Source organism: Roseomonas sp. GC11 (genome assembly GCF_024437745.1).
Taxonomy (GTDB): domain Bacteria; phylum Pseudomonadota; class Alphaproteobacteria; order Acetobacterales; family Acetobacteraceae; genus Pseudoroseomonas.
On record NZ_JANFNY010000064.1, the window covers coordinates 1 to 19400 of the forward strand.

Here is a 19400-nt window from a genome sequence, read left to right on the forward strand (position 1 = left end):
GCATTTCCGCCGCGGCGAGTACGCTGCCTGAGCCGGGTCCCGCCCGCACCGCGCCCCGATCGGGTTCTGCCCGGCGAGGCCGCCCCCCGCGAAGCCACGATGCCCGACCCGCGCGGCGCCCAGCGCTGGGCGGAGGCCGTGCTGCGCCGCGACCCGCGCCAGATCGAGGCGCGCGCCAGCGCCGTCGAGGCCGCCCTGGCCCTGGGCGAGATCGCCCGCGCCGAGGCCCTGCTGGCCGAGGGCCGCGCCCTGATGCCGAATGAGCCGCGCCTCTCCCTGCTGGAGGCCCGGCTGGCCCGCGCCACCGGGGATGGCGCCCGCGCCCGCGCCGCCCTGGCCCTGGCCGCCGAGCAGCGCCGTGGCCAGATCGGCACCCCCTATGCCGCCGCGCCGGAAGGGGAGGGCGCGCGCCGCGTCGCCCTGGCCGGGCGCAGCCTCACCACCCCGCCCGCCCTGGTGGGCGGCGGCTATGCCGTGCCGCTCACCACCGCCCAGCCGGTGGCGGTGGAAGACCCGCTGCTGGGCCAGATCAACCGCGAACTGGCCCAGGTGCAGGATGAGGCGGCGCCGCGCCTCGCCGCCTCCGCCGATGTGCGCAGCCGCTCCGGCTCCGGCGGGCTGGACCGCATGGTGACGCTGGGCGCCAGCGCCGAGGCCTCCGCCCCGCTGCCCGACCTCGGCGGGCGCCTCACGCTGCGCGCCCAGGCCGTCAATGCCGATGCCGGCAATATGGGCCAGGATGCCGCCACCATCAGCCGCTTCGGCTCCAATGCCGCCTCTGTGGCGAGCAATGGCTCCATCACCAGCGCCCAGGCGCGCACGCTGACGCCGCAGAGCTCGGCCACCGGCGTCTCGCTTGGCCTCGGCTATACGCGGGACAGCTTCTCGGCCGATATCGGCAGCACGCCGCTCGGCTTCCGCAAGGAGAATGTGCTGGGCGGGGTGGAGGTGGCGCCCTCGCTCACCAGCAATCTGCGCCTGCGCGTCACCGCCGAGCGCCGCGCCGTCACCGACACGCTGCTCTCCTGGAGCGGCATGCGCGACCCCTCCACCGGCATCACCTGGGGCGGCGTGGTGCGCAACACGGCGCGCGCCCAGCTCGAATACGCGCTGGGGCCGGATACCAACGCCTATCTCGGTGGCGGCTATTCGACGCTGGAGGGCGATGGCGTCGCCGACAACACCCGCATCGAGGCCTATGGCGGCATCAGCCACACGCTGTTCCGCCGGCCGGATTCGGAACTCGTCACCGGGCTGGACCTGATCTACCAGTCCTATGACAAGAACCTGCGCTACTTCACGCTCGGCCAGGGCGGGTATTTCAGCCCGCAATCCTTCATGGCCGCCTCCATCCCACTCGACTACCGCGCGCGCTGGGGGGATTTCTCCTACCGCATCGGCGGCAGCATCGGCCTCGCCTCCTTCCAGGAGGACCGCAGCCCGTATTTCCCGAACGACGCGACGCTCCAGGCCCAGCAGGTTGCGCTGGCGGCCTCGAACTCCGGCTACAGCGCCTATTACACGGGGCAATCGGCCACGGCGGTCACCGGCGGGCTGCGCGCGGATGCGGAATATGCGCTGACCCCCGCGCTGCGCGTCGGCGCCGCGCTGCGCTACGACCGCTCCGCCGACTGGAGCGACGCGCGCGGCCTGCTCTACGCTCGCTACCGAATCGATCCCTGAGGCCCGCGCCTCGCATCTCCAGGACGAGAGACCCCGATGACGCAGCCCGACCCCGCCGCGCTCACCTATCTGGCCCGGCGTGACGTCAGCGCGCAGTGGCGCGGTTTCCTGCGGGCGCTGGTGGAGACGCTGGATGGCAGCCTGGACCGTGCCGGGCGGGACGGGCTGCTGCGCGCCGTGGGCGCGCGCCTCGGCGCCGCCCTGCCGCTGGCCGCCGCCGAGACCCTGCCCGTGCTGGAAGCCCGCATGAACGAGGCCCTGGCCGGCATGGCCTGGGGCTATGTCTCCCTCAGCGTCGATGAGGCGGACCGCAGCCTGCGCCTGACCCATCTCGCCCTGCCCGTCCTGCCGGTGGCCGGCGACGACTCCGGGGCCTGGATGGGCGCCGTGCTGGAAGGGCTCTATGGCGCCTGGCTGGGGGCGCAGCAGGGCGGCGCCGCGGGCGGGGCTACCCTGCGCGTGGTGCAGGGCGATACCGGGCGGCTCGTCCTGCGCTACGGGATGTAAGTTGTTGGTTTGGTAGATTTTGAATTCGTTAGAAAGATTTGTTCTTTTTTGTAAAAAAGAACCAAAAAACTTTTTTCGGCTGGCGTCCCGCCCTGCGCCTGAAGCGGGATGCTAAACTGAAAGAAAGTCTTTTTGCTTCTTTTTCTTCAGAAAAAGAAGATCTTTTACTTCTTCTGATATCTTCATGGCGCCACGACAATCTTGCTAAGAGCGGCCTGTCATGTAACCGGACCGCTTGCGGCATGATGCCGCCCCCGGCATCCTCCTTCTCAACAACCGAGAGAGCAGGAGGGTCCGGATGCGCCTTGCGGTGCTCAAGGAACGGCGTGCGGGTGAGACCCGTGTCGCCGCCACGCCGGAGACGGTGAAAAAACTGATCGCCCTGGGCATCGGCGTGTCGGTGGAAAGCGGGGCGGGGATCGAGTCCGGCCTGACGGATGCCGCCTATCGCGAGGCCGGGGCGGAGATCGCCGCCGATGCCGCCGCGGCGCTGGCCGGGGCGCGCATCGTGCTGAAGGTGCGCGCGCCGCTGGGCACGGGGGAGGGGGCGGTCGATGAGCTCTCCCTCATCCCGCGCGGGGCGCTGCTGATCGGCAGGCTGGAGGCGGTGGCCAACCCCGCCCGTGCCCGCGTCTATGCCGAGCTGGGCATCGAGGCGTGCAGCATGGAACTGCTGCCGCGCATCACCCGCGCGCAGAGCATGGACGTGCTCTCCTCCCAGGCCAATCTCGCCGGCTACCGCGCGGTGGTCGAGGGCGCGGGCGCCTTCGACAAGGGCTTCCCGATGCTGATGACGGCGGCGGGCACCATCCCGGCGGCCAATGTCTTCGTCATGGGCGCGGGGGTCGCGGGGTTGCAGGCCATCGCCACGGCGCGGCGCCTGGGCGGGCGCGTCTCGGCCACCGATGTGCGGCCGGCGGCGAAGGAGGAGATCAAGTCCCTCGGCGCCAGCTTCGTCGGCTATGAGGACGAGGAGAGCCAGGCGGCGCAGACGGCGGGCGGCTATGCCAAGCAGCTTTCCGCCAATTTCTACGCCAAACAGGCCGAGGTGGTGGCCGCCCATGTGGTGAAGCAGGATGTCGTGGTCTGCACCGCGCTGGTGCAGGGCCGCAAGGCGCCGACGCTGCTGACGGCCGAGATGGTGGCGAGCATGAAGCCCGGCAGCGTGGTGGTGGACATCGCCGCCGATGCCGGCGGCAATTGCGCGCTGACCGTGCCGGGCGAGGCCATCACCACGCCGAACGGCGTGAAGATCCTGGGCTGGCAGAACTGGCCCGGGCGCATCCCGGCGGCGGCCTCCAGCCTCTATGCCCGCAACCTGCTGACCTTCCTCTCCACCTTCTGGGACAAGGAGGCGAAGGCGCCGAAGCTGCCGGAGGATGACGAGATCATCCGCGGCGTCACCCTGACCCGCGCGGGCGCCGTGGTGCACCCGCTTCTCGCCCCCGCCGCCGCGTGAGGACCGGACCCCGATGAACGCGACAGACCTCGCCAACCAGGCCAGCGCCCTCGCCGAGCGCGCGCAGGCCCTGGCCGCCCAGGCCCGGCAGGCCGCCGAGGCGGTGGCCCCGGTGGCCCAGGCCGCCGAGCCCTTCCTGCTGCTGCTGACGATCTTCCTGCTGGCCTGCTTCGTCGGCTACTACGTGGTGTGGAACGTCACGCCGGCGCTGCACTCGCCGTTGATGGGCGTCACCAACGCCATTTCCTCGGTCATCGTCGTGGGCGCCATCCTGGCCACGGGCCTGGGCGATTCCTGGGCGGCGAAGGCCTTCGGCTTCCTCGCCGTCACGCTCGCCTCGGTGAACATCTTCGGCGGCTTCCTGGTGACGCGCCGGATGCTCGCCATGTTCAAGAAGAAGGGCTGAGCCGATGGCGCACACGCTTTCGACGCTGGCCTATCTGGTTGCCTCCGTCCTCTTCATCCTGGCGCTGCGCGGCCTCTCCCACCCGGAGACGAGCCGGCAGGGCAATCTCTTCGGCATGGTGGGCATGGGCATCGCCATCCTGGCCTCGCTGGCGCGGCCGGGGATGGGGATTGGCGGCATCGGGCTGATCCTGGCCGGGCTGGCGCTGGGCGGCGGCATTGGCGCCGTGGTGGCGCAGCGCATCCAGATGACGGCGCTGCCGCAGCTGGTGGCCGCCTTCCACTCGCTGGTCGGCCTCTCCGCCGTCTTCGTCGCCGCCGCGGCCTTCTACAACCCGGAGAGCTTCGGCATCGGTGAGCCCGGCCATATCCATGCCGGCAGCCTGGTGGAGATGTCGCTCGGCCTCGCCATCGGCGCCGTGACCTTCAGCGGCTCGCTGATCGCCTTCGCCAAGCTCCAGGCGCTGATGGGCGCGGCGCCGATCACCTTCAAGGGCCAGCACCTGCTCAACCTCGCCCTGGCGCTGCTGCTGCTGGTGCTGGTGATCGCCTTCGTCGTCACCGGCTCGGGCGGGCTGTTCTGGCTGATCGCGCTGCTGGCGCTGGCGCTGGGCTTCCTGCTGATCATCCCGATCGGCGGCGCGGACATGCCGGTCGTCGTCTCGATGCTGAACAGCTATTCCGGCTGGGCGGCGGCGGGCATCGGCTTCACGCTGGGCAACCTGCTGCTGATCGTGACGGGCGCGCTGGTCGGTGCCTCGGGCGCCATCCTCTCCTACATCATGTGCAAGGGGATGAACCGCAGCATCGTCAACGTGCTGCTGGGTGGCTTCGGCAGCGAGTCGGGCGGTGCCGCCGCTGCCGGTGGCGGTGGCCCGGCCCGCCCGGTGAAGGCCGGCAGCCCGGAGGATGCCGCCTACATCATGAAGAACGCCGCCAAGATCATCATCGTGCCCGGCTATGGCATGGCGGTGGCGCAGGCGCAGCAGGTGGTGCGCGAGATGGCCGACCTGCTGAAGAAGGAAGGCGCGGAGATTTCCTACGCCATCCACCCCGTCGCGGGCCGCATGCCCGGCCATATGAACGTGCTGCTGGCCGAGGCGAATGTCCCCTATGACGAGGTGCATGAGCTGGAGGAGATCAACCCCGAATTCGCCGAGGCCGATGTGGCCTACGTCATCGGCGCCAACGACGTGACGAACCCGGCGGCGAAGACGGACAAGTCCAGCGCCATCTACGGCATGCCGATCCTGGATGTGGAGCGCGCGAAGACGGTGTTCTTCGTCAAGCGCGGCATGGCCAGCGGCTATGCCGGCGTGGAGAATGAACTCTTCTTCCGGGACAACACGATGATGCTCTTCGGCGACGCGAAGAAGGTGACGCAGCAGATCGTCCAATCCCTCCAGAAATAGTTTTTTTCAGGCTGCCGCCGTCTGGGGGAGAGGCGGGACGCCACACTGGGCCGGACACTGGGCCGGAGGGTTTGCTTCCCGGTGTGGCGAGGCCGTCGCGGCTGTGACCGGCAGCTTGCAGAAAAAAGAAGGGGGTGCGGGGGAATTCATTCCCCCGCTTTTTTTGTGCCCTCTGCTCATGCGGAATTGTTCCGGCCGTTGCGCGGTCGCGCCAAAGGGGTTGGTTGTGCGGGCGGGAGTGCTCTATAACCTGTGCGTTATGGCTGCAAAAACCTCCCTGACGCCCTTGCCGGGGGCTTGCGCCGCTTGCGCGGTCCGCCCCTTTGCCCTCTTCCGGGTGGTGCCGCAGGCGCGGGTGGGGGAGATCGCCCGGGTGCGCTCCGCCGTGCGCCTTGTGCGTTCCGGCGAGGCGATCCGCGACACCGTTTTCACCCTTTATGCCGGCTGGGCCTTCTCCTGGACGACGACGCCGGATGGCCGCCGCCAGATCCTGGATTTTCACCTGCCCGGTGATCTGGTGGAGCGCAGCGAGGATGGCGCCGAGGTCTCGGCCCTGACCGATGCCAGCTTCTGCGTCCTCGCCAAGGACCGGCTCTGTGAGTTCATGGGCCGTGATCCGGGCCTGGCCCTGTCCTATGCCGATGGCCTGGTGCGGGACCGCGCGCGGCTGCGCGAGCGGCTGACCAGCCTGGGCCGGCGCGATGCCGTGGGCCGTGTCGCGCATCTGCTGCTGGAGCTGCACACGCGCCTGTCGCATCGCGGCGGGGCGGACCGCAGTGGCGCGCCGCTGCCGCTGAAGCAGGCGCATCTGGCCGATGCCCTGGGCCTTTCGGTCGAGCATGCCAACCGCGCCCTGGCCACGCTGCGCCGCGATGGCGTGGCCGCCCTGCAGAAGGGGCGCCTCGATATCCTGGATCGCGATGCGATGGAGGATGTCTCCGGCTGGTCCAGCGCCCCGGCGGCGCCGGTGCTGACCAAGGTGAAAGCCTGATTTTATAAAGGTCAGTCAGAGAGGTTCTTTTTTGTAAAAAAGAACCAAAAAACTTTTTTCAGTCTGGCGTCCCGCTGTGCCGGGAGACGGCGGCAGCCTGAAAGAAAGTCTTTTTGCTTCTTTTTCTTCAGAAAAAGAAGAATAGAAAAATTTCTGCGGTTTCGGCGCCCCCTTGCGGCGTGCCGGGGCCTGTGCTGCGCTGCGGGGTGCCATGTCCTGGGCGCAGAAAGTGCCTCTGTATCCAGTGATTGACAGAATCTCACTTCTGTAGATTGTTCATTTCACACGAAGGAGAGCCGGGTCATGTCCATCACACGCCGAAACCTGTTATTGTCCGGTGCCGCGCTGGGGATCGCCGCGCAGGCCGGCCTGCCGGCGCTGGCGCAGGAGCCGCGCCGCGGCGGCGTGCTGACGGTGCATCTGGGCTCCGAGCAGCGCATCCTGAACCCGGCGCTGCGGGCTTCCACCGGCGTCTACATCATCACCAGCAAGATCATCGAGCCGCTGGTGGATCTGGGCGAGGGCGGCAGGATCGTGCCCGTGCTGGCGACCTCCTGGGAGGCGACGCCGGATGGCAGGACCGTCACCTTCAAGCTGCGTGAGGGCGTGCAGTGGCATGACGGCAAGCCTTTCACCAGCGCCGACGTGCAGTACAGCGCGATGGAGCAGTGGAAGAAGCACCTCAACTACGGCACCACGCTGCAGCTTTACCTGGAAGCGGTGGAGACGCCGGACGCGCAGACCGCCATCTTCCGCTATTCGCGGCCGATGCCGCTGAACCTGCTGCTGCGCGCGCTGTGCGACCTGGGCTATATCGTGCCGAAGCATGTGTTCGAGGGCACGAATGTGCTGGAGAACCCGGCGAACACGGCGCCGGTCGGCACCGGGCCGTTCAAGTTCGTCGAGTATCAGCGCGGGCAGTATGTGATCGCCGAGCGCAACCCGAATTACTGGCGCCAGGGCTTCCCCTATCTGGACCGCATCGTCTGGCGCTTCATCACCGACCGCTCGGCGGCGACGGCGGCGATCGAGACGGGCGCGGCGCAGCTTTCCGCCTATAACGGCCTGCCGCTGGCCGATCTCGACCGGCTGCGCAAGGATAGCCGCTTCGAGGTCTCGACGCGCGGCGTGGAAGGCAATGTCTTCAACAACACGCTGGAGTTCAACACGCGCCGCAAGGAACTCTCCGACAAGCGCGTGCGCCAGGCGATCGCCCACGCCATCGATGTGGACTTCTTCCTGGAGAATTTCCTCTACGGCCTGGGCAAGCGGGCGACGGGGCCGATTCCCTCCTCCTCGAAGGAGTTCTTCCCCGGCAACCCGGTGCCCTATGCCTATGACAAGGCGCGCGCCGAGAGGCTGCTGGATGAGGCCGGCTACAAGCGCGGCGCGGGTGGCATCCGCTTCAGCCTGAAGATCGTGCCGATCATGAATGGCGAGGATGTGCCGCTGCTCGCCACCTTCATCCAGCAATCGCTGCAACAGGTGGGCATCCGCGTCGAGATCGTGCAACTCGACATCGCCGGCGCGCTCTCGGCCGTCTATCGTGACTGGAATTTCGACCTCGCCACCGGCTGGCACCAGTATCGCGGCGACCCGGCGGTCTCCACCACCGTGTGGTACCGCTCCGGCAGCCCGAAGGGCTCGCCCTGGACCAACCAGTGGGGCTGGCAGTCCGACGCGGTGGACAAGCTGATCGACGACGCCGCGGCGGAGCTCGACCCGGCGAAGCGCAAGGCGCTCTACGCCGAGTTCGTGAAGGCGGTGAATGACGAGCTGCCGGTGTGGATGCTGACGGAGCGGCCCTTCTACGCCGTCACCAGCAAGAAGGTGCAGAACCACCACACCGTGCCGCGCTGGGACTCCGGCGACTGGCACGACACCTGGCTGCTGCCTTCGTAAGCCCGGCATGCGCATCCTCCTGCTCGCCCTGCGCCGGCTGGCCGCCAGCCTGCCGACGCTGCTGCTGATCCTCGTCGGCCTGTTCCTGCTGCTGCAACTGGCGCCGGGCGACACGGTGGATGCGCTGCTGGCCCAGATGGGCGGTGGAGACCCGGCCATGGCCGAGCAACTCCGCAGCTTCTACGGGCTGGATGCGCCGGTGCTGGTGCAGCTCAGCCGCTATCTGCTGCGCCTCGTCACGCTCGATCTCGGCTTCTCCGCCATCTACGGCAAGCCGGTGGCGAGCGTGATCCTGGAGCGCCTGCCGGTGACGCTGCTGCTGATGGCCACGGCGCTGAGCTTCGCCTTCGCCGCCGGCATGGCGCTTGGCGTCATCGCCGCGCGGCGGGTGAACCGCTGGCCGGATACGCTGATCTCCACGCTCGGCCTCGTCTTCTATGCCACGCCCTCCTTCTGGTTCGGCATGATGGGCATCGTGGTCTTCGCCGTGCGGCTCTCCTGGCTGCCGGCCGGCGGCTTCGAGGAGATCGGCGCCGGGAAAGCCGGCCTGTCGCGCGTGGCGGATATCGCCTGGCACCTGGTGCTGCCGGTGGCGACGCTGGCGCTCACCTATCTCGCCACCTATCTGCGCATCATGCGCGCCTCGATGCTGGAGGTGCTGACGCTGGACTTCGTCCGCACCGCGCGGGCCAAGGGCCTGGGCGAGACGGCGGTGGTGCTGCGGCATGTGCTGCGCAACGCCCTGCTGCCCGGCATCACGCTGATGGGGTTGCAGGCGGGCACCATGCTCGGCGGCTCGGTGGTGGTGGAGAGCGTCTTCGCCCTGCCCGGCCTCGGGCGGCTGGCCTATGAATCCGTCGTGCAGCGCGATGTGAACACGCTGCTCGGCATCGTCTTCGTCTCGGCGCTGCTGGTCATCGCCATCAACTTCATCGTGGACATGCTCTATGCGAAGCTCGATCCGCGCATCGCATCGGGGCGCTGAGGCATGATGGCGTTCCTGAAGCGCTATGCGCGCAACCCGGCCGCGGTGGTCGGGCTGGTGCTCGTGCTGGCCGTCATCGGCATGGCGCTCTCCGCGCCCTTCGTCTTCCCGCGTGATCCGCTCTCGCTCGCCGGGCGGCCGCTGCAATGGCCGATGGACAATCCGCGCTTCTGGCTCGGCACCGACAATACCGGGCGCGACATCGCGGCGCAGATCTTCCACGGCGCGCGCACTTCGCTGCTGATCGGCTTCGTCGCCACGGTGGTGGCGATCGGCATCGGCATCGTCATCGGCGCGCTCTCGGGCTTCTATGGCGGCTGGGTGGATGACGGGCTGATGCGCGTCACCGAGGCCTTCCAGACCCTGCCCAACTTCATCCTGCTGCTGGTGCTGGTGGCGGTGTTCGGCTCGGACATCACCTTTGTCACCATCGCCATCGGCCTCGTCTCCTGGCCGGCCTCGGCGCGGCTGACGCGGGCGGAGTTCCTGACGCTCCGCAACCGCGAATTCGTCCAGGCCTGCCGCGTGCTGGGGATGCGCGACGCGCAGATCATCTTCCGCGAGATCCTGCCCAACGCGCTGCCGCCGGTCATCGTCTATGCCAGCGTCATCATGGCCATCGCCATCCTGCTGGAGAGCGCGCTGGCCTTCCTCAACCTCTCCGACCCGAATGTGCCGAGCTGGGGCAACCTGATCGGCGCCGGGCGCGGCGTGCTGCGGGTGCAGTGGTATGTCTCCGCCATTCCGGGCGTGGCCATCCTGCTCACCGTGCTCGGCGTCTCGCTGGTGGGGCAGGGGCTCAACGACGCGCTGAACCCGAGGCTGAAGGGACGATGAGCCTGCTCTCCATCGAAGGGCTGACCGTCGCCCTGCCGAAAGGCGCCGACCGTCCGCACGCCATCGAGAATCTTTCCCTCCGTCTCGCGGAACGGGAGATTCTTTGTGTTGTCGGCGAGAGCGGCTCGGGCAAGTCGCTCACCGCCGGGGCGGTGATGGGGCTGCTGCCCGAGGGCGTGCGCGCCACGCAGGGCGCCATCCTCTTCGAGGGGCGGGACCTGCTGGGCCTGCCGCCGGCCGAGATGCGCCGCCTGCGCGGCGCGCGCATCGGCATGGTGTTCCAGGAGCCGATGACGGCGCTGAACCCGCTGCGCAGCATCGGCAGCCAGATCGGCGAGATGTTCGCCATCCACACGAGCCTGTCGCGGCGGGAGATCGCGGCGCGCGCCCTGGCCCTGCTGGAGCAGGTGCGCATCCCGGACCCCGCCGCCGCCCTGCGCGCCTACCCGCATGAGCTTTCGGGCGGCCAGCGCCAGCGCGCCATGATCGCCATGGCCCTGGCGCTGGAGCCGAAGCTGCTGATCTGCGACGAGCCGACCACGGCGCTCGACGTCACCACCCAGGCGCAGATCCTCACCCTGATCCGCGAATTGCAGCAGCGCAGCGGCACGGCGGTGCTGTTCATCACGCATGATTTCGGCGTGGTGGCCGATATCGCGGACCGTGTGGCCGTCATGCATCGCGGCGTGATGGTGGAGCATGGCCCGGCGGCGGAGGTGCTGAACCATCCGCGCCACGCCTATACCCGCGCGCTCGTCGCCGCCGTGCCGCCGCTGGCGCCGCCCGCCGCGCCCCTCGAGGCTCCGGTGGCGGCGGCACCCGTGCTGGAGGTCGTGCATCTCTCCAAGACCTACCGCAAGGGCGCGCTGCTGAAGCGCCACCGCCGCGTCACCCATGCCGTGAAGGATGTTTCCTTCAGCCTGCCGCGTGGCAGCACGCTGGGGGTGGTGGGGGAAAGCGGCTCTGGAAAATCCACCCTGGCGCGCTGCATCGTCCGCCTGCTCGACCCCGAGCAGGGCGAGATCCGGCTGGAGGGGCAGGACCGCGCGGCGCTCTCCCGCGCGGAACTGCGGCGGGAGGCGCGGCGGGTGCAGATGGTGTTCCAGGACCCCTTCGCCAGCCTCAACCCGCGCCGCCGGGTGGGGGAGCTGGTGGCCCAGGGCCCGATCATCCACGGCACGCCGCGCGCCGAGGCCTTCGCCCGCGCGCGGGAGCTTTTCGCCCTGGTCGGGCTGGACCCTGCGGCGCTGGACCGCTTCCCGCATGAATTCTCCGGCGGGCAGCGCCAGCGCATCGGCCTGGCCCGCGCCCTGGCCCTGCGCCCGGATGTGCTGGTGGCCGATGAGCCCGTCTCCGCCCTCGATGTCTCCGTCCAGGCGCAGGTGCTGAAGCTGCTGGCGCGGCTGCGGGCGCAGCTGGGCCTGTCCATGGTCTTCATCACCCATGACCTGCGCGTGGCGGCGCAGCTTTGCGACAGCATCGTGGTCATGCGCCATGGCGAGGTGGTGGAGGCGGGCGTGACGGCCGAGGTCTTCGCCCGCCCCCGGCACCCCTACACCCGTGCCCTGATGGCGGCTGTCCCCGGCCAGAACTGGACGCCCCCGGTGGCCTTTGGCAGCGAGGAGCCTGCCTGACAGAGTCTTTTTGCTTCTTTTTCTTCAGAAAAAGAAGGTTCTTCCTCTCCCCATCCGCCCGCGGCGGGCTTCTTATGCGGGCGCAGCAACGTCCCGAAGGAAGACCCGATGTCCCTGATCCCCGCTGAGCCGGCCATCCTGTTCGCCCATCCCGCCTACCAGATGCAGGCCCGTTTCGCCGCGCGGGCGACCGGCCTGCGCGCTGTCCAGGTGACGACGCGGGAGGAGCTGGCGGCGCGGGTGGGGGAGGCCGATGTGGTGGTGGTCTCCGGCCTGTGGAGCAACGCCCTGCTGGAGCAGGCGCCCAGGCTGCGCTTCGTGCAGTCCATCAGCGCCGGCGTGGACCAGTATGACCAGGCGGCCTTCCGCGCGCGCGGCGTGCGGCTGGCCAGCGCGCAGGGCGTGAACGCCAATGCCGTGTCCGAGCACGCGCTGGCGCTGATCCTGGCTATGGCGCGGCTGCTGCCGCAGGCGCGGGACAACCAGAAGAACCGCCACTGGCGCCCGATGATCGGCGAGATCGCGCAGCGCGAGGATGAGCTGGGCGGCAAGACGCTGGTGGTGGTCGGGCTGGGCCGCATCGGCGGGCGGCTGGCGCGGCTGGCCAAGGCGTTCGGCATGCATGTGGTCGGGCTGCGCCGGGACCCGGCGGCGGGGGCCGATGGCGCGGATGAGGTCCACGCCATCGCCCAGCTGCACGCGGTGCTGCCGCGCGCCGATATCGTGGCGCTGACCTGCCCGCTGACGCCGGAGACCACCGGCCTGATCGGCGCCGCGGCGCTGGCGGCGATGAAGCCCACCGCCCGGCTGGTCAATGTGGCGCGCGGCAGGGTGGTGGATGAGGCGGCGCTGGTCGAGGTGCTGCGCGCGGGCGGCATCGCCGGCGCCGCGCTCGACGTGACGGTGGAGGAGCCTCTGCCGGCCGCCTCGCCGCTCTGGGATATGCCGAATGTCCTGATCACGCCGCACAGCGCGGGGGAGACCCAGCGCTATGAGGACAATGTGCTGGATATCTTGATGGACAACCTCGCCCGTCTGCAGCGCGGGGAGGACACGCTGCGGAATCAGGTGGTTTAGGGAAAGCGTTCTTTTTTGAAAAAAAGAACCAAAAAACTTTTTTCAGTTGGGCGCCCCGCTGTTCCGGGAGATGGCGGCAGCCTGAAAGAAAGTCTTTTTGCTTCTTTTTCTTCAGAAAAAGAAGAATCTAACGCTTTGCTTGCAAGGCCATCCAGCCGAGCGGCACCAGCGCCAGCAGGGTGGCCAGGGCATTGAGCTTGAAGGCGGTGGCCATGCCGCCGGCCAGCAGGGCCACGCTGCCGAAGACCGGCGGGCCGATGATATAGCCCAGGAAGATGAGGATGGTGCCGCCGGCCATCGTCTCGGCGATCATGCCGGGGGGTGCGCGGCGGGCCATTTCCGCGTTCTGCACGCCGTTCCAGCTGGACACGGCGATGCCGGCGATGGCGGCGAGGAGGAAGAGGCTCCAGGCGGGCCAGTCCGGCCCGCTCATCGCCAGCACGGCGGTGGTGGCGGCGGAGGCCAGGCAGCACAGGCCCAGCACCACGAGGCCGGGCAGCACCCGGTCCGACACCACGCCGAGCAGCATGCGCCCGCCGATGGAGACGGTTTGCATGGTGGCGAAGAGCGCGCCGGCGAGGGGCAGGGGGAAATGCAGTTCGATGGCCGCGTAGGTGACGAGGAAGGCGAACCACGCCCCCTGTCCCACCGCCATGAAGCAGCCGGTGAGGCCCACCGCCACCAGCCCCGGCGCCTGCCCCAGCACCGCGAGGGGGCGGATGAGGTTGCGGCGGGAGAGGAAGCTGGCGGCGCTGAGGCGCAGGGCGCGGTCGCGCCCGGCATCGAGGGCCTCGCGCAGGGGCTGCACGGCGAGCAGGGCGGCGACCGGCAGCAGGGCGGTGGCGAGGATGGCGCCGCGCCAGCCGAGATGCGCGGCGGCGAAGGGCAGCGCCAGCCCGGCCAGCACCCCGCCCAGCGGCACCCCCGCCTGCTTGATGGAGAAAATCAGGTTGCGGTGCTGCGGCGGGGCAAGGCGCTGGAGGATATCCCCCCCGGCGGAGACGGAGGGGCCATAGCACAGCCCCATGAGGAAGCTGCCGGCCAGGGCGGCGATGTCCAGCGGCAGGGTGAGCATCAGCGCGCCGAGGACGCCGATGGCCATGCCGCCCTGCAGGCTGCGGATGGAGCCGAAGCGGTAGACCAGCGGCGTGCCCGCCAGCAGGAAGGCGACCGAGCCGGCGGTGTTGAGCGAGGCCAGCCAGCCGATCATCTCGGCGGACCAGCCATGGGCCGCCAGCATGGGCGGCGCCAGGGTGGCGGCGATGCGGGAGAGAATGGTGGCCGTGGTCTGGAGAAGCAGCACGGCCAGGAGAGGGGGAACCCAGGTCACCGGGCGCGTTCTGGGCCATGCCCCGGGTGGGGCACCGGCCGGCGCGGGGGGCGCGCCCCTCTCCGGCGGGTCACGCCGCCCCGCCCGCGAGGCGCGCGGCGGTGGCGAGCTGGTCGGCGCGCTCGTTCATCGGGTCCCCGGCATGGCCGCGCACCCAGCGCCAGTCGATCTGGTGCGGCCTGGCGGCGGCCAGCAGGCGCTGCCACAGCTCGTAATTCGCCACCGGGTCCTTCGCCGCGTTGCGCCAGTTGTTGCGCACCCAGCCATGCACCCAGCGGCTGATGCCGTTGCGGACATATTCGCTGTCCGTGTGCAGCACCACGGTGCAGGGCCGCTTCAGGCTCTCCAGCGCCATGATGGCGGCCGTCAGCTCCATGCGGTTGTTGGTGGTGGCGGCGTCGTAGCCGGAAAGCTCCTTCTCCGCCTCGCCATAGCGCAGGATGGCGGCCCAGCCGCCGGGGCCGGGATTGGGCTTGCAGCCGCCATCCGTCCAGATTTCCACAAGGCGCGGCGCCATGGCCTCAGCGGGGGTGGTCTCGGGCGGGGTCTCGGGGGGGGCGTCAGAGGCCATAGGCGGCGGCGTCCCGGGCGGCGGCGTGGAAGCGCAGGCGCTTGAGGTATTCCAGCGGGTCCTTGCGCGTCACCATCGCGCCCGGCGGGGTATGGGTCCAGTCGAAGAGCCGCGTCAGCAGGAAGCGCAGCGCCGCGCCGCGGCAGAGCACCGGCAGCGCCTCCAGCTCCGCCGGCGTCAGCGGGCGCAGCGCCTGGTAGGCGCCGATCATCGCCCGCGCCTTGGTCACGTTGAAGGACAGGTCCGGCTCGAAGCACCAGGCATTGAGGCAGATGGCCAGGTCATAGGCCAGGAAGTCGGTGCAGGCGAAATAGAAGTCGATCAGCCCCGAGACGCGCGGCGCGCCGCCTTCCTCCTCCAGGAAGAAGACATTGTCGGGGAAGAGGTCGGCATGGATATGCCCGCGCGGCAGGCCGAGCGGCCATGCGGCGAGGATGCCGGAGAGGTGCCCCTCCAGCTCCGCCACCAGCCCGGGCTGCACGGCATCGCCGCCCTCGCGGCAGTGCTCCAGCAGCGGCGCCCAGGCGCGCGGGCCGAGGGAATTGGCGCGCTCGGCGCGGAAGCCCTCGCCGGCGGCGTGCAGCGCGGCGAGCGCCGCGCCCAGCGGGCCGCAATGCTCCGGCCGCACCCGGCGCGGCCAGACGCCGGGGAGGAAGGTGCAGATGGCCGCCGGCCGCCCGGCCAGCTGCCGCAGCGCCACCCCGTCCCGCCCGGAGACGGGCAGCGGGCAGGACAGGCCATGCGCCGCCAGATGCCGCATCAGCCCGAGGAACCAGGGCAGTTCCGCCGGGTCCACGCGCTTTTCGTACAGCGTCAGGATGAAATCGCCGGTGGTGGTGCGCAGGGCGAAGTTGCTGTTCTCGACGCCCTCGGCAATGCCGCGGAAGGCGAGCAGCTCGCCCAGCTCGTATTCGGCCAGGAAGGCGCGCAGCGCCTCGTCCGAGACCTCGGTATAGACCGCCATCGGCTCCGTCTCAGTGGTGTGGTTACCGCGCCAGGACGGCGGGCAGCTTGAAGGTGACGTTTTCCTCCGCCACCACCACTTCCTCAAGGGTGAGATCGAAGGCTTCGCGCAGGCGGGCCAGCACTTCCTCCACCAGCACCTCCGGCGCGCTGGCCCCGGCGGAGAGGCCGAGCACCGCCACCCCCGCCAGGGCGGCGAGGTCGAGATCCGCCCCGCGCTGGACCATGACGGCGCGCGCGCAGCCGGCGCGCTCGGCCACCTCGCGCAGGCGGACGCTGTTGGAGGAGTTGGGCGCGCCCACCACCACCACGGCCTGCGCCCGCGCGGCGATGGCCTTCACCGCCGCCTGGCGGTTGGTGGTGGCGTAGCAGATGCTTTCCTTCGCCGGGCCGACCAGGTGCGGGAAGCGGCGGTTCAGCACCGCCACGATCTCCGCCGTGTCGTCCACGGAGAGGGTGGTCTGCGTCGTATAGGCGAGCGGCCCACCGGGCGGGGTGATGGCCTCGGCCTGGGCCACGGTTTCCACCAGGGTGACGCTGCCCTCCGGCAGCTGGCCCATGGTGCCGACCACCTCCGGGTGGCCGGCATGGCCGATCAGCAGGATGTGGCGCCCGGCGGCGGAATGGCGCTCCGCCTCGCGGTGGACCTTGGAGACCAGGGGGCAGGTGGCGTCCACATAGACCATGTTGCGCCGCTGCGCCTCGGCGGGGACGGATTTCGGCACGCCATGGGCGCTGAACACCACCGGGGCCTCGGCCGGCACCTCGTCCAGCTCCTCGACGAAGATGGCGCCCTGGGCCTCCAGGCTCTGCACCACGAATTTGTTGTGGACGATCTCGTGCCGCACATAGACCGGGGCGCCGAAGCGGCGCAGCGCCTCCTCGACGATCTTGATGGCGCGGTCCACGCCGGCGCAGAAGCCGCGCGGGCCGGCGAGCAGGACATGCAGGGCGGGCTTGACGGTCATGCGGGCCTGTCCGATGGGAGCGTGATGGTTCATGGGGTCCGCCTGCGAGCGATCCTGACAGTGGCGGCGGGTGGCCGGATGGCCGGCCCCTTCCGCCCCGGCACTAAGGGGAAGAGTGGCAGCATGGTCAAGGCACGGAACCTCGGGGGCGGCGTGATGGCGGCGATGGGGGCGGCGCTGTTGCTGGCCGGCTGCGGCAGCGGCGACCGCGGCAACCCCCTGCTGGACGGCAAGGCGCCGTGCCCGGCGATCTCCATCCTGGCCGATGGCGCGGACCTGACGCGCTTCCGCCCCGGCGGCGGGCGCGACCTGACGGCGATGGAGTTCAATGCCTCGATCTCCGGCTACAAGGCGAGTTGCGACTTCGCGCCGCGCAATGCCGGGCTGGACGTGACCCTGAAGCCGAGCTTCCTGGTCGAACGCGGCCCCGCCGCCACCGGCCGCGCCGCCGAGATGACCTATATGGTGGCGGTGGCCCAGGACGGGAACCCGGTGGCGCCGCCCAGCCTGTTCGGGCTGAAGGTGGAATTCCCCGCCAATGTCTCGCGCAGCGCCGGCGAGGATGAGGTGACCATCCGCCTGCCCGGCACCCCGGCCCAGGCGGCGCGCCGGCAGATCTGGATTTCCTTCCAGCTCTCGCCGGAGGAGCTGGCGCTGAACCGGGCGCGCGGGCCGCGCTGAAGGGAAAAGGTTCTTTTTTGAAAAAAAAGAACCAAAAAACTTTTTTCAGTTTGGCGTCCTGCTTCAGGCCTGAGGTGGGACGCTGTCTGAGAAAGTCTTTTTGCTTCTTTTTCTTCAGAAAAAGAAGTTTCTTCCTGTTTTAATTTTTAAGAAAAACAACGCTCTCCCCGTGAGCCCCGCGCGAAAGGCTTGCGCCGGGCGCGCCGCTCGGGCAGATGAGCCCCACCCGCAGATCCCACGCGGGAGAGAATGGTGTTATGCCATCGCCGAAGGCGCAACCGGCCCCCGGAAACGCTCAGGCAGAAGGGCCGCGTGGGGAAGGGGTCTCTGGAAAGCCCGGAGTCTGGCAACAGGCGCTGGCACCGACGGAGTAAGGCGCGCAAACGCCCGCGCTGAATCTCTCAGGTCTCGGGACAGAGGGGGGCCACGAACCCTGACCCGCCACGCGAGAGCGTGGCGCTGGAGGCTGCGTGGCCGATACTGCTGAAACCCTGCTCGAAACCCCGCTGGCGTCGCTGCACCGCGACCTGGGCGGCAAGATGGTGCCCTTCGCCGGCTATGCCATGCCGGTGCAATACCCGGCCGGCATCATGGCCGAGCACCTGGCCACCCGCGCCGGCGCCGCGCTGTTCGACGTCTCCCACATGGGCCAGGCGGAGCTGCTGGGCGAGGGCGCGGCCGCCGCGCTGGAGCGCCTGACGCCCGCCGATCTCCGCATCCTGAAGCCGGGCCGGCAGAAATACGGCCTGCTGCTCAATGCGGCGGGCGGCATCGTCGATGACTTCATGGTGGCCAATCTGGGCGGCGGCCGGCTGTTCCTGGTGGTCAATGCCAGCCGCAAGGCGGTGGACCTGCCGCTGATCGAATCCGTCCTGCCCGCCGGTGTCACGCTGAGGCCGCTGCCGGAGCGCGCGCTGCTGGCCTTCCAGGGGCCGCAGGCGGTGGCGCTGCTGGCGCCGCTGGCCCCGGCCGTGGCCACGCTGCCCTTCATGGGCGTGGCGGAGACGCAGATCGCCGGCATCCCCGTGCTCATCAGCCGCAGCGGCTATACCGGTGAGGATGGCGTGGAGATCAGCGTCCCCGCCGAGCAGGCCGCGGCGCTGGCGAAGCTGCTGCTGGCCCTGCCGGGCGTGGTGCCGGCGGGCCTCGGCGCCCGCGACTCGCTGCGGCTGGAGGCCGGGCTCTGCCTCTACGGCAACGACATCGACGAGACGACCAGCCCGGTCGAGGCCGCGCTGGTCTGGACCATCGGCAAGCGCCGCCGCATGGACTGGGACTTCCCGGGGGCGGAGCGCATCCGCGCCGAGCTGGACCATGGCCCCGCCCGCCTGCGCGTTGGCATCCTGCCGGAGGGCCGCCAGCCCGCCCGCGCCCATACCCCGGTGCACGCCGTGGGTGGTGCCGCCCTGGGTGGTGCCGCTATGGGCGAGATCACCAGCGGCACCTTCGGCCCCTCGCTGAACGGCCCCTGCGCCATGGGCTATGTGGCGCGCGAGCACGCCGCCGATGGCACGGCGCTTGAATTGCTGGTGCGCGGCAAGGCCCTGCCGGCCCGCGTCGCCGCCACCCCCTTCGTTCCCCACCGCTACGCCCGATAAGGACCGCCCCGATGTCCCAGCTGAAGTTCACCAAGGATCACGAGTGGGTTCGCCTGGAGGGTGGCGTGGCCACCGTCGGCATCACCGACCACGCGCAGACGGCGCTGGGTGACGTGGTGTTCGTCGACCTGCCCGAGGCCGGCCGCGTGGTGGAGCCGGGCGATGCCTGCGCCGTGGTGGAGAGCGTGAAGGCCGCCTCCGACGTCTATGCCCCGCTCGCCGGCACCATCCTGGAATCGAACGAGGCGCTCTCCGCCGACCCGGCCCTGGTCAACAGCGCGCCGACCGGCGAGGGCTGGTTCTTCAAGATGACCCCGGCCGACCTCTCCGCCATCGACGCGCTGATGGACGAGGCCGCCTATCTCGCCTTCGTCGACAGCCAGTCCTGAAGGGAGGT

At 69.8% G+C, this 19400-nt stretch carries 19 protein-coding genes and 2 riboswitches; of the genes, 14 read left to right on the plus strand and 5 right to left on the minus strand.

Going from position 1 to position 19400, the window contains the following annotated elements; translation table 11 throughout:
- Positions 1-99 precede the first annotated feature (99 nt).
- The 6 genes from NON00_RS17930 to NON00_RS24935 all read left to right on the plus strand — a co-directional run bounded on the left by NON00_RS17930 (position 100) and on the right by NON00_RS24935 (position 6457).
- Entirely contained in the window at positions 100-1683 is a 1584-nt protein-coding gene (locus NON00_RS17930) for a cellulose synthase subunit BcsC-related outer membrane protein (protein WP_256023853.1), read from the plus strand.
- A gap of 36 nt (positions 1684-1719) precedes the next feature.
- Complete coding sequence (gene bcsD / locus NON00_RS17935; RefSeq protein WP_256023856.1) at positions 1720-2190, plus strand: cellulose biosynthesis protein BcsD; 471 nt, start codon at positions 1720-1722, stop codon at positions 2188-2190.
- Between the two features lie 298 nt (positions 2191-2488).
- Entirely contained in the window at positions 2489-3649 is a 1161-nt protein-coding gene (locus NON00_RS17940; protein ID WP_256023858.1) for a Re/Si-specific NAD(P)(+) transhydrogenase subunit alpha, read from the plus strand.
- A 13-nt stretch (positions 3650-3662) separates the two neighbouring features.
- The gene (locus NON00_RS17945) at positions 3663-4055 is read left to right on the plus strand and encodes an NAD(P) transhydrogenase subunit alpha (protein WP_256023861.1); all 393 of its coding nucleotides are present in this window, start codon (positions 3663-3665) and stop codon (positions 4053-4055) included.
- A 4-nt stretch (positions 4056-4059) separates the two neighbouring features.
- The gene (locus NON00_RS17950) at positions 4060-5466 is read left to right on the plus strand and encodes an NAD(P)(+) transhydrogenase (Re/Si-specific) subunit beta (protein ID WP_256023863.1); all 1407 of its coding nucleotides are present in this window, start codon (positions 4060-4062) and stop codon (positions 5464-5466) included.
- 373 nt (positions 5467-5839) lie between these two features.
- Positions 5840-6457: a Crp/Fnr family transcriptional regulator gene (locus tag NON00_RS24935; protein WP_256023866.1), complete on the plus strand. Its 618-nt coding sequence runs from the start codon at positions 5840-5842 to the stop codon at positions 6455-6457.
- Positions 6458-6472: 15 nt separating this feature from the next.
- On the opposite strand, the gene NON00_RS17960 is transcribed toward NON00_RS24935, so the two are convergent.
- Complete coding sequence (locus tag NON00_RS17960) at positions 6473-6670, minus strand: hypothetical protein (protein ID WP_256023867.1); 198 nt, start codon at positions 6668-6670, stop codon at positions 6473-6475.
- A gap of 90 nt (positions 6671-6760) precedes the next feature.
- On the opposite strand from NON00_RS17960, the gene NON00_RS17965 reads away from it, so the two are divergent.
- The 5 genes from NON00_RS17965 to NON00_RS17985 all read left to right on the plus strand — a co-directional run bounded on the left by NON00_RS17965 (position 6761) and on the right by NON00_RS17985 (position 12892).
- A complete protein-coding gene (locus NON00_RS17965; protein WP_256023868.1) occupies positions 6761-8359 on the plus strand; it encodes an ABC transporter substrate-binding protein in 1599 nt (532 codons plus the stop codon).
- A gap of 7 nt (positions 8360-8366) precedes the next feature.
- Positions 8367-9344 (plus strand): ABC transporter permease, encoded by a 978-nt coding sequence (locus tag NON00_RS17970; RefSeq protein ID WP_256023870.1) that lies wholly within the window; start codon positions 8367-8369, stop codon positions 9342-9344.
- 6 nt (positions 9345-9350) lie between these two features.
- Positions 9351-10181: an ABC transporter permease gene (locus tag NON00_RS17975; RefSeq protein WP_370688735.1), complete on the plus strand. Its 831-nt coding sequence runs from the start codon at positions 9351-9353 to the stop codon at positions 10179-10181.
- Complete coding sequence (locus tag NON00_RS17980; RefSeq protein ID WP_256023876.1) at positions 10178-11815, plus strand: ABC transporter ATP-binding protein; 1638 nt, start codon at positions 10178-10180, stop codon at positions 11813-11815. The genes NON00_RS17975 and NON00_RS17980 overlap by 4 nt, the downstream gene beginning before the upstream one ends.
- 108 nt (positions 11816-11923) lie before the next feature.
- Positions 11924-12892, plus strand: a complete 969-nt coding sequence (locus NON00_RS17985) for a D-2-hydroxyacid dehydrogenase (protein WP_256023879.1) — start codon at positions 11924-11926, stop codon at positions 12890-12892.
- Between the two features lie 127 nt (positions 12893-13019).
- On the opposite strand, the gene NON00_RS17990 is transcribed toward NON00_RS17985, so the two are convergent.
- The 4 genes from NON00_RS17990 to ispH all read right to left on the minus strand — a co-directional run bounded on the left by NON00_RS17990 (position 13020) and on the right by ispH (position 16724).
- Complete coding sequence (locus NON00_RS17990) at positions 13020-14222, minus strand: MFS transporter (RefSeq protein WP_256023881.1); 1203 nt, start codon at positions 14220-14222, stop codon at positions 13020-13022.
- A 70-nt stretch (positions 14223-14292) separates the two neighbouring features.
- Positions 14293-14739, minus strand: coding sequence for a ribonuclease HI (gene rnhA, locus NON00_RS17995; protein ID WP_256023929.1), 447 nt, complete (start codon positions 14737-14739; stop codon positions 14293-14295).
- A 43-nt stretch (positions 14740-14782) separates the two neighbouring features.
- Positions 14783-15757 carry a homoserine kinase gene (locus tag NON00_RS18000; protein WP_256023884.1) on the minus strand — a complete coding sequence of 325 codons (975 nt, stop codon included), beginning with the start codon at positions 15755-15757 and terminating at the stop codon, positions 14783-14785.
- 22 nt (positions 15758-15779) lie between these two features.
- Complete coding sequence (ispH, locus tag NON00_RS18005; protein ID WP_256023887.1) at positions 15780-16724, minus strand: 4-hydroxy-3-methylbut-2-enyl diphosphate reductase; 945 nt, start codon at positions 16722-16724, stop codon at positions 15780-15782.
- A 123-nt stretch (positions 16725-16847) separates the two neighbouring features.
- Here ispH and NON00_RS18010 point away from each other — a divergent pair, with 123 nt between their 5' ends.
- The 3 genes from NON00_RS18010 (at position 16848) to gcvH (ending at position 19392) form a co-directional block, all read left to right on the plus strand.
- Positions 16848-17405, plus strand: a complete 558-nt coding sequence (locus NON00_RS18010) for a hypothetical protein (protein ID WP_256023890.1) — start codon at positions 16848-16850, stop codon at positions 17403-17405.
- Positions 17406-17635: 230 nt separating this feature from the next.
- Positions 17636-17726: riboswitch (glycine riboswitch) on the plus strand.
- Between the two features lie 4 nt (positions 17727-17730).
- Positions 17731-17824: riboswitch (glycine riboswitch) on the plus strand.
- Between the two features lie 51 nt (positions 17825-17875).
- Positions 17876-19003, plus strand: a complete 1128-nt coding sequence (gene gcvT, locus NON00_RS18015; protein ID WP_256023901.1) for a glycine cleavage system aminomethyltransferase GcvT — start codon at positions 17876-17878, stop codon at positions 19001-19003.
- An 11-nt stretch (positions 19004-19014) separates the two neighbouring features.
- Positions 19015-19392 (plus strand): glycine cleavage system protein GcvH, encoded by a 378-nt coding sequence (gene gcvH, locus NON00_RS18020; protein ID WP_256023904.1) that lies wholly within the window; start codon positions 19015-19017, stop codon positions 19390-19392.
- The last annotated feature ends 8 nt before the right edge of the window (positions 19393-19400 follow it).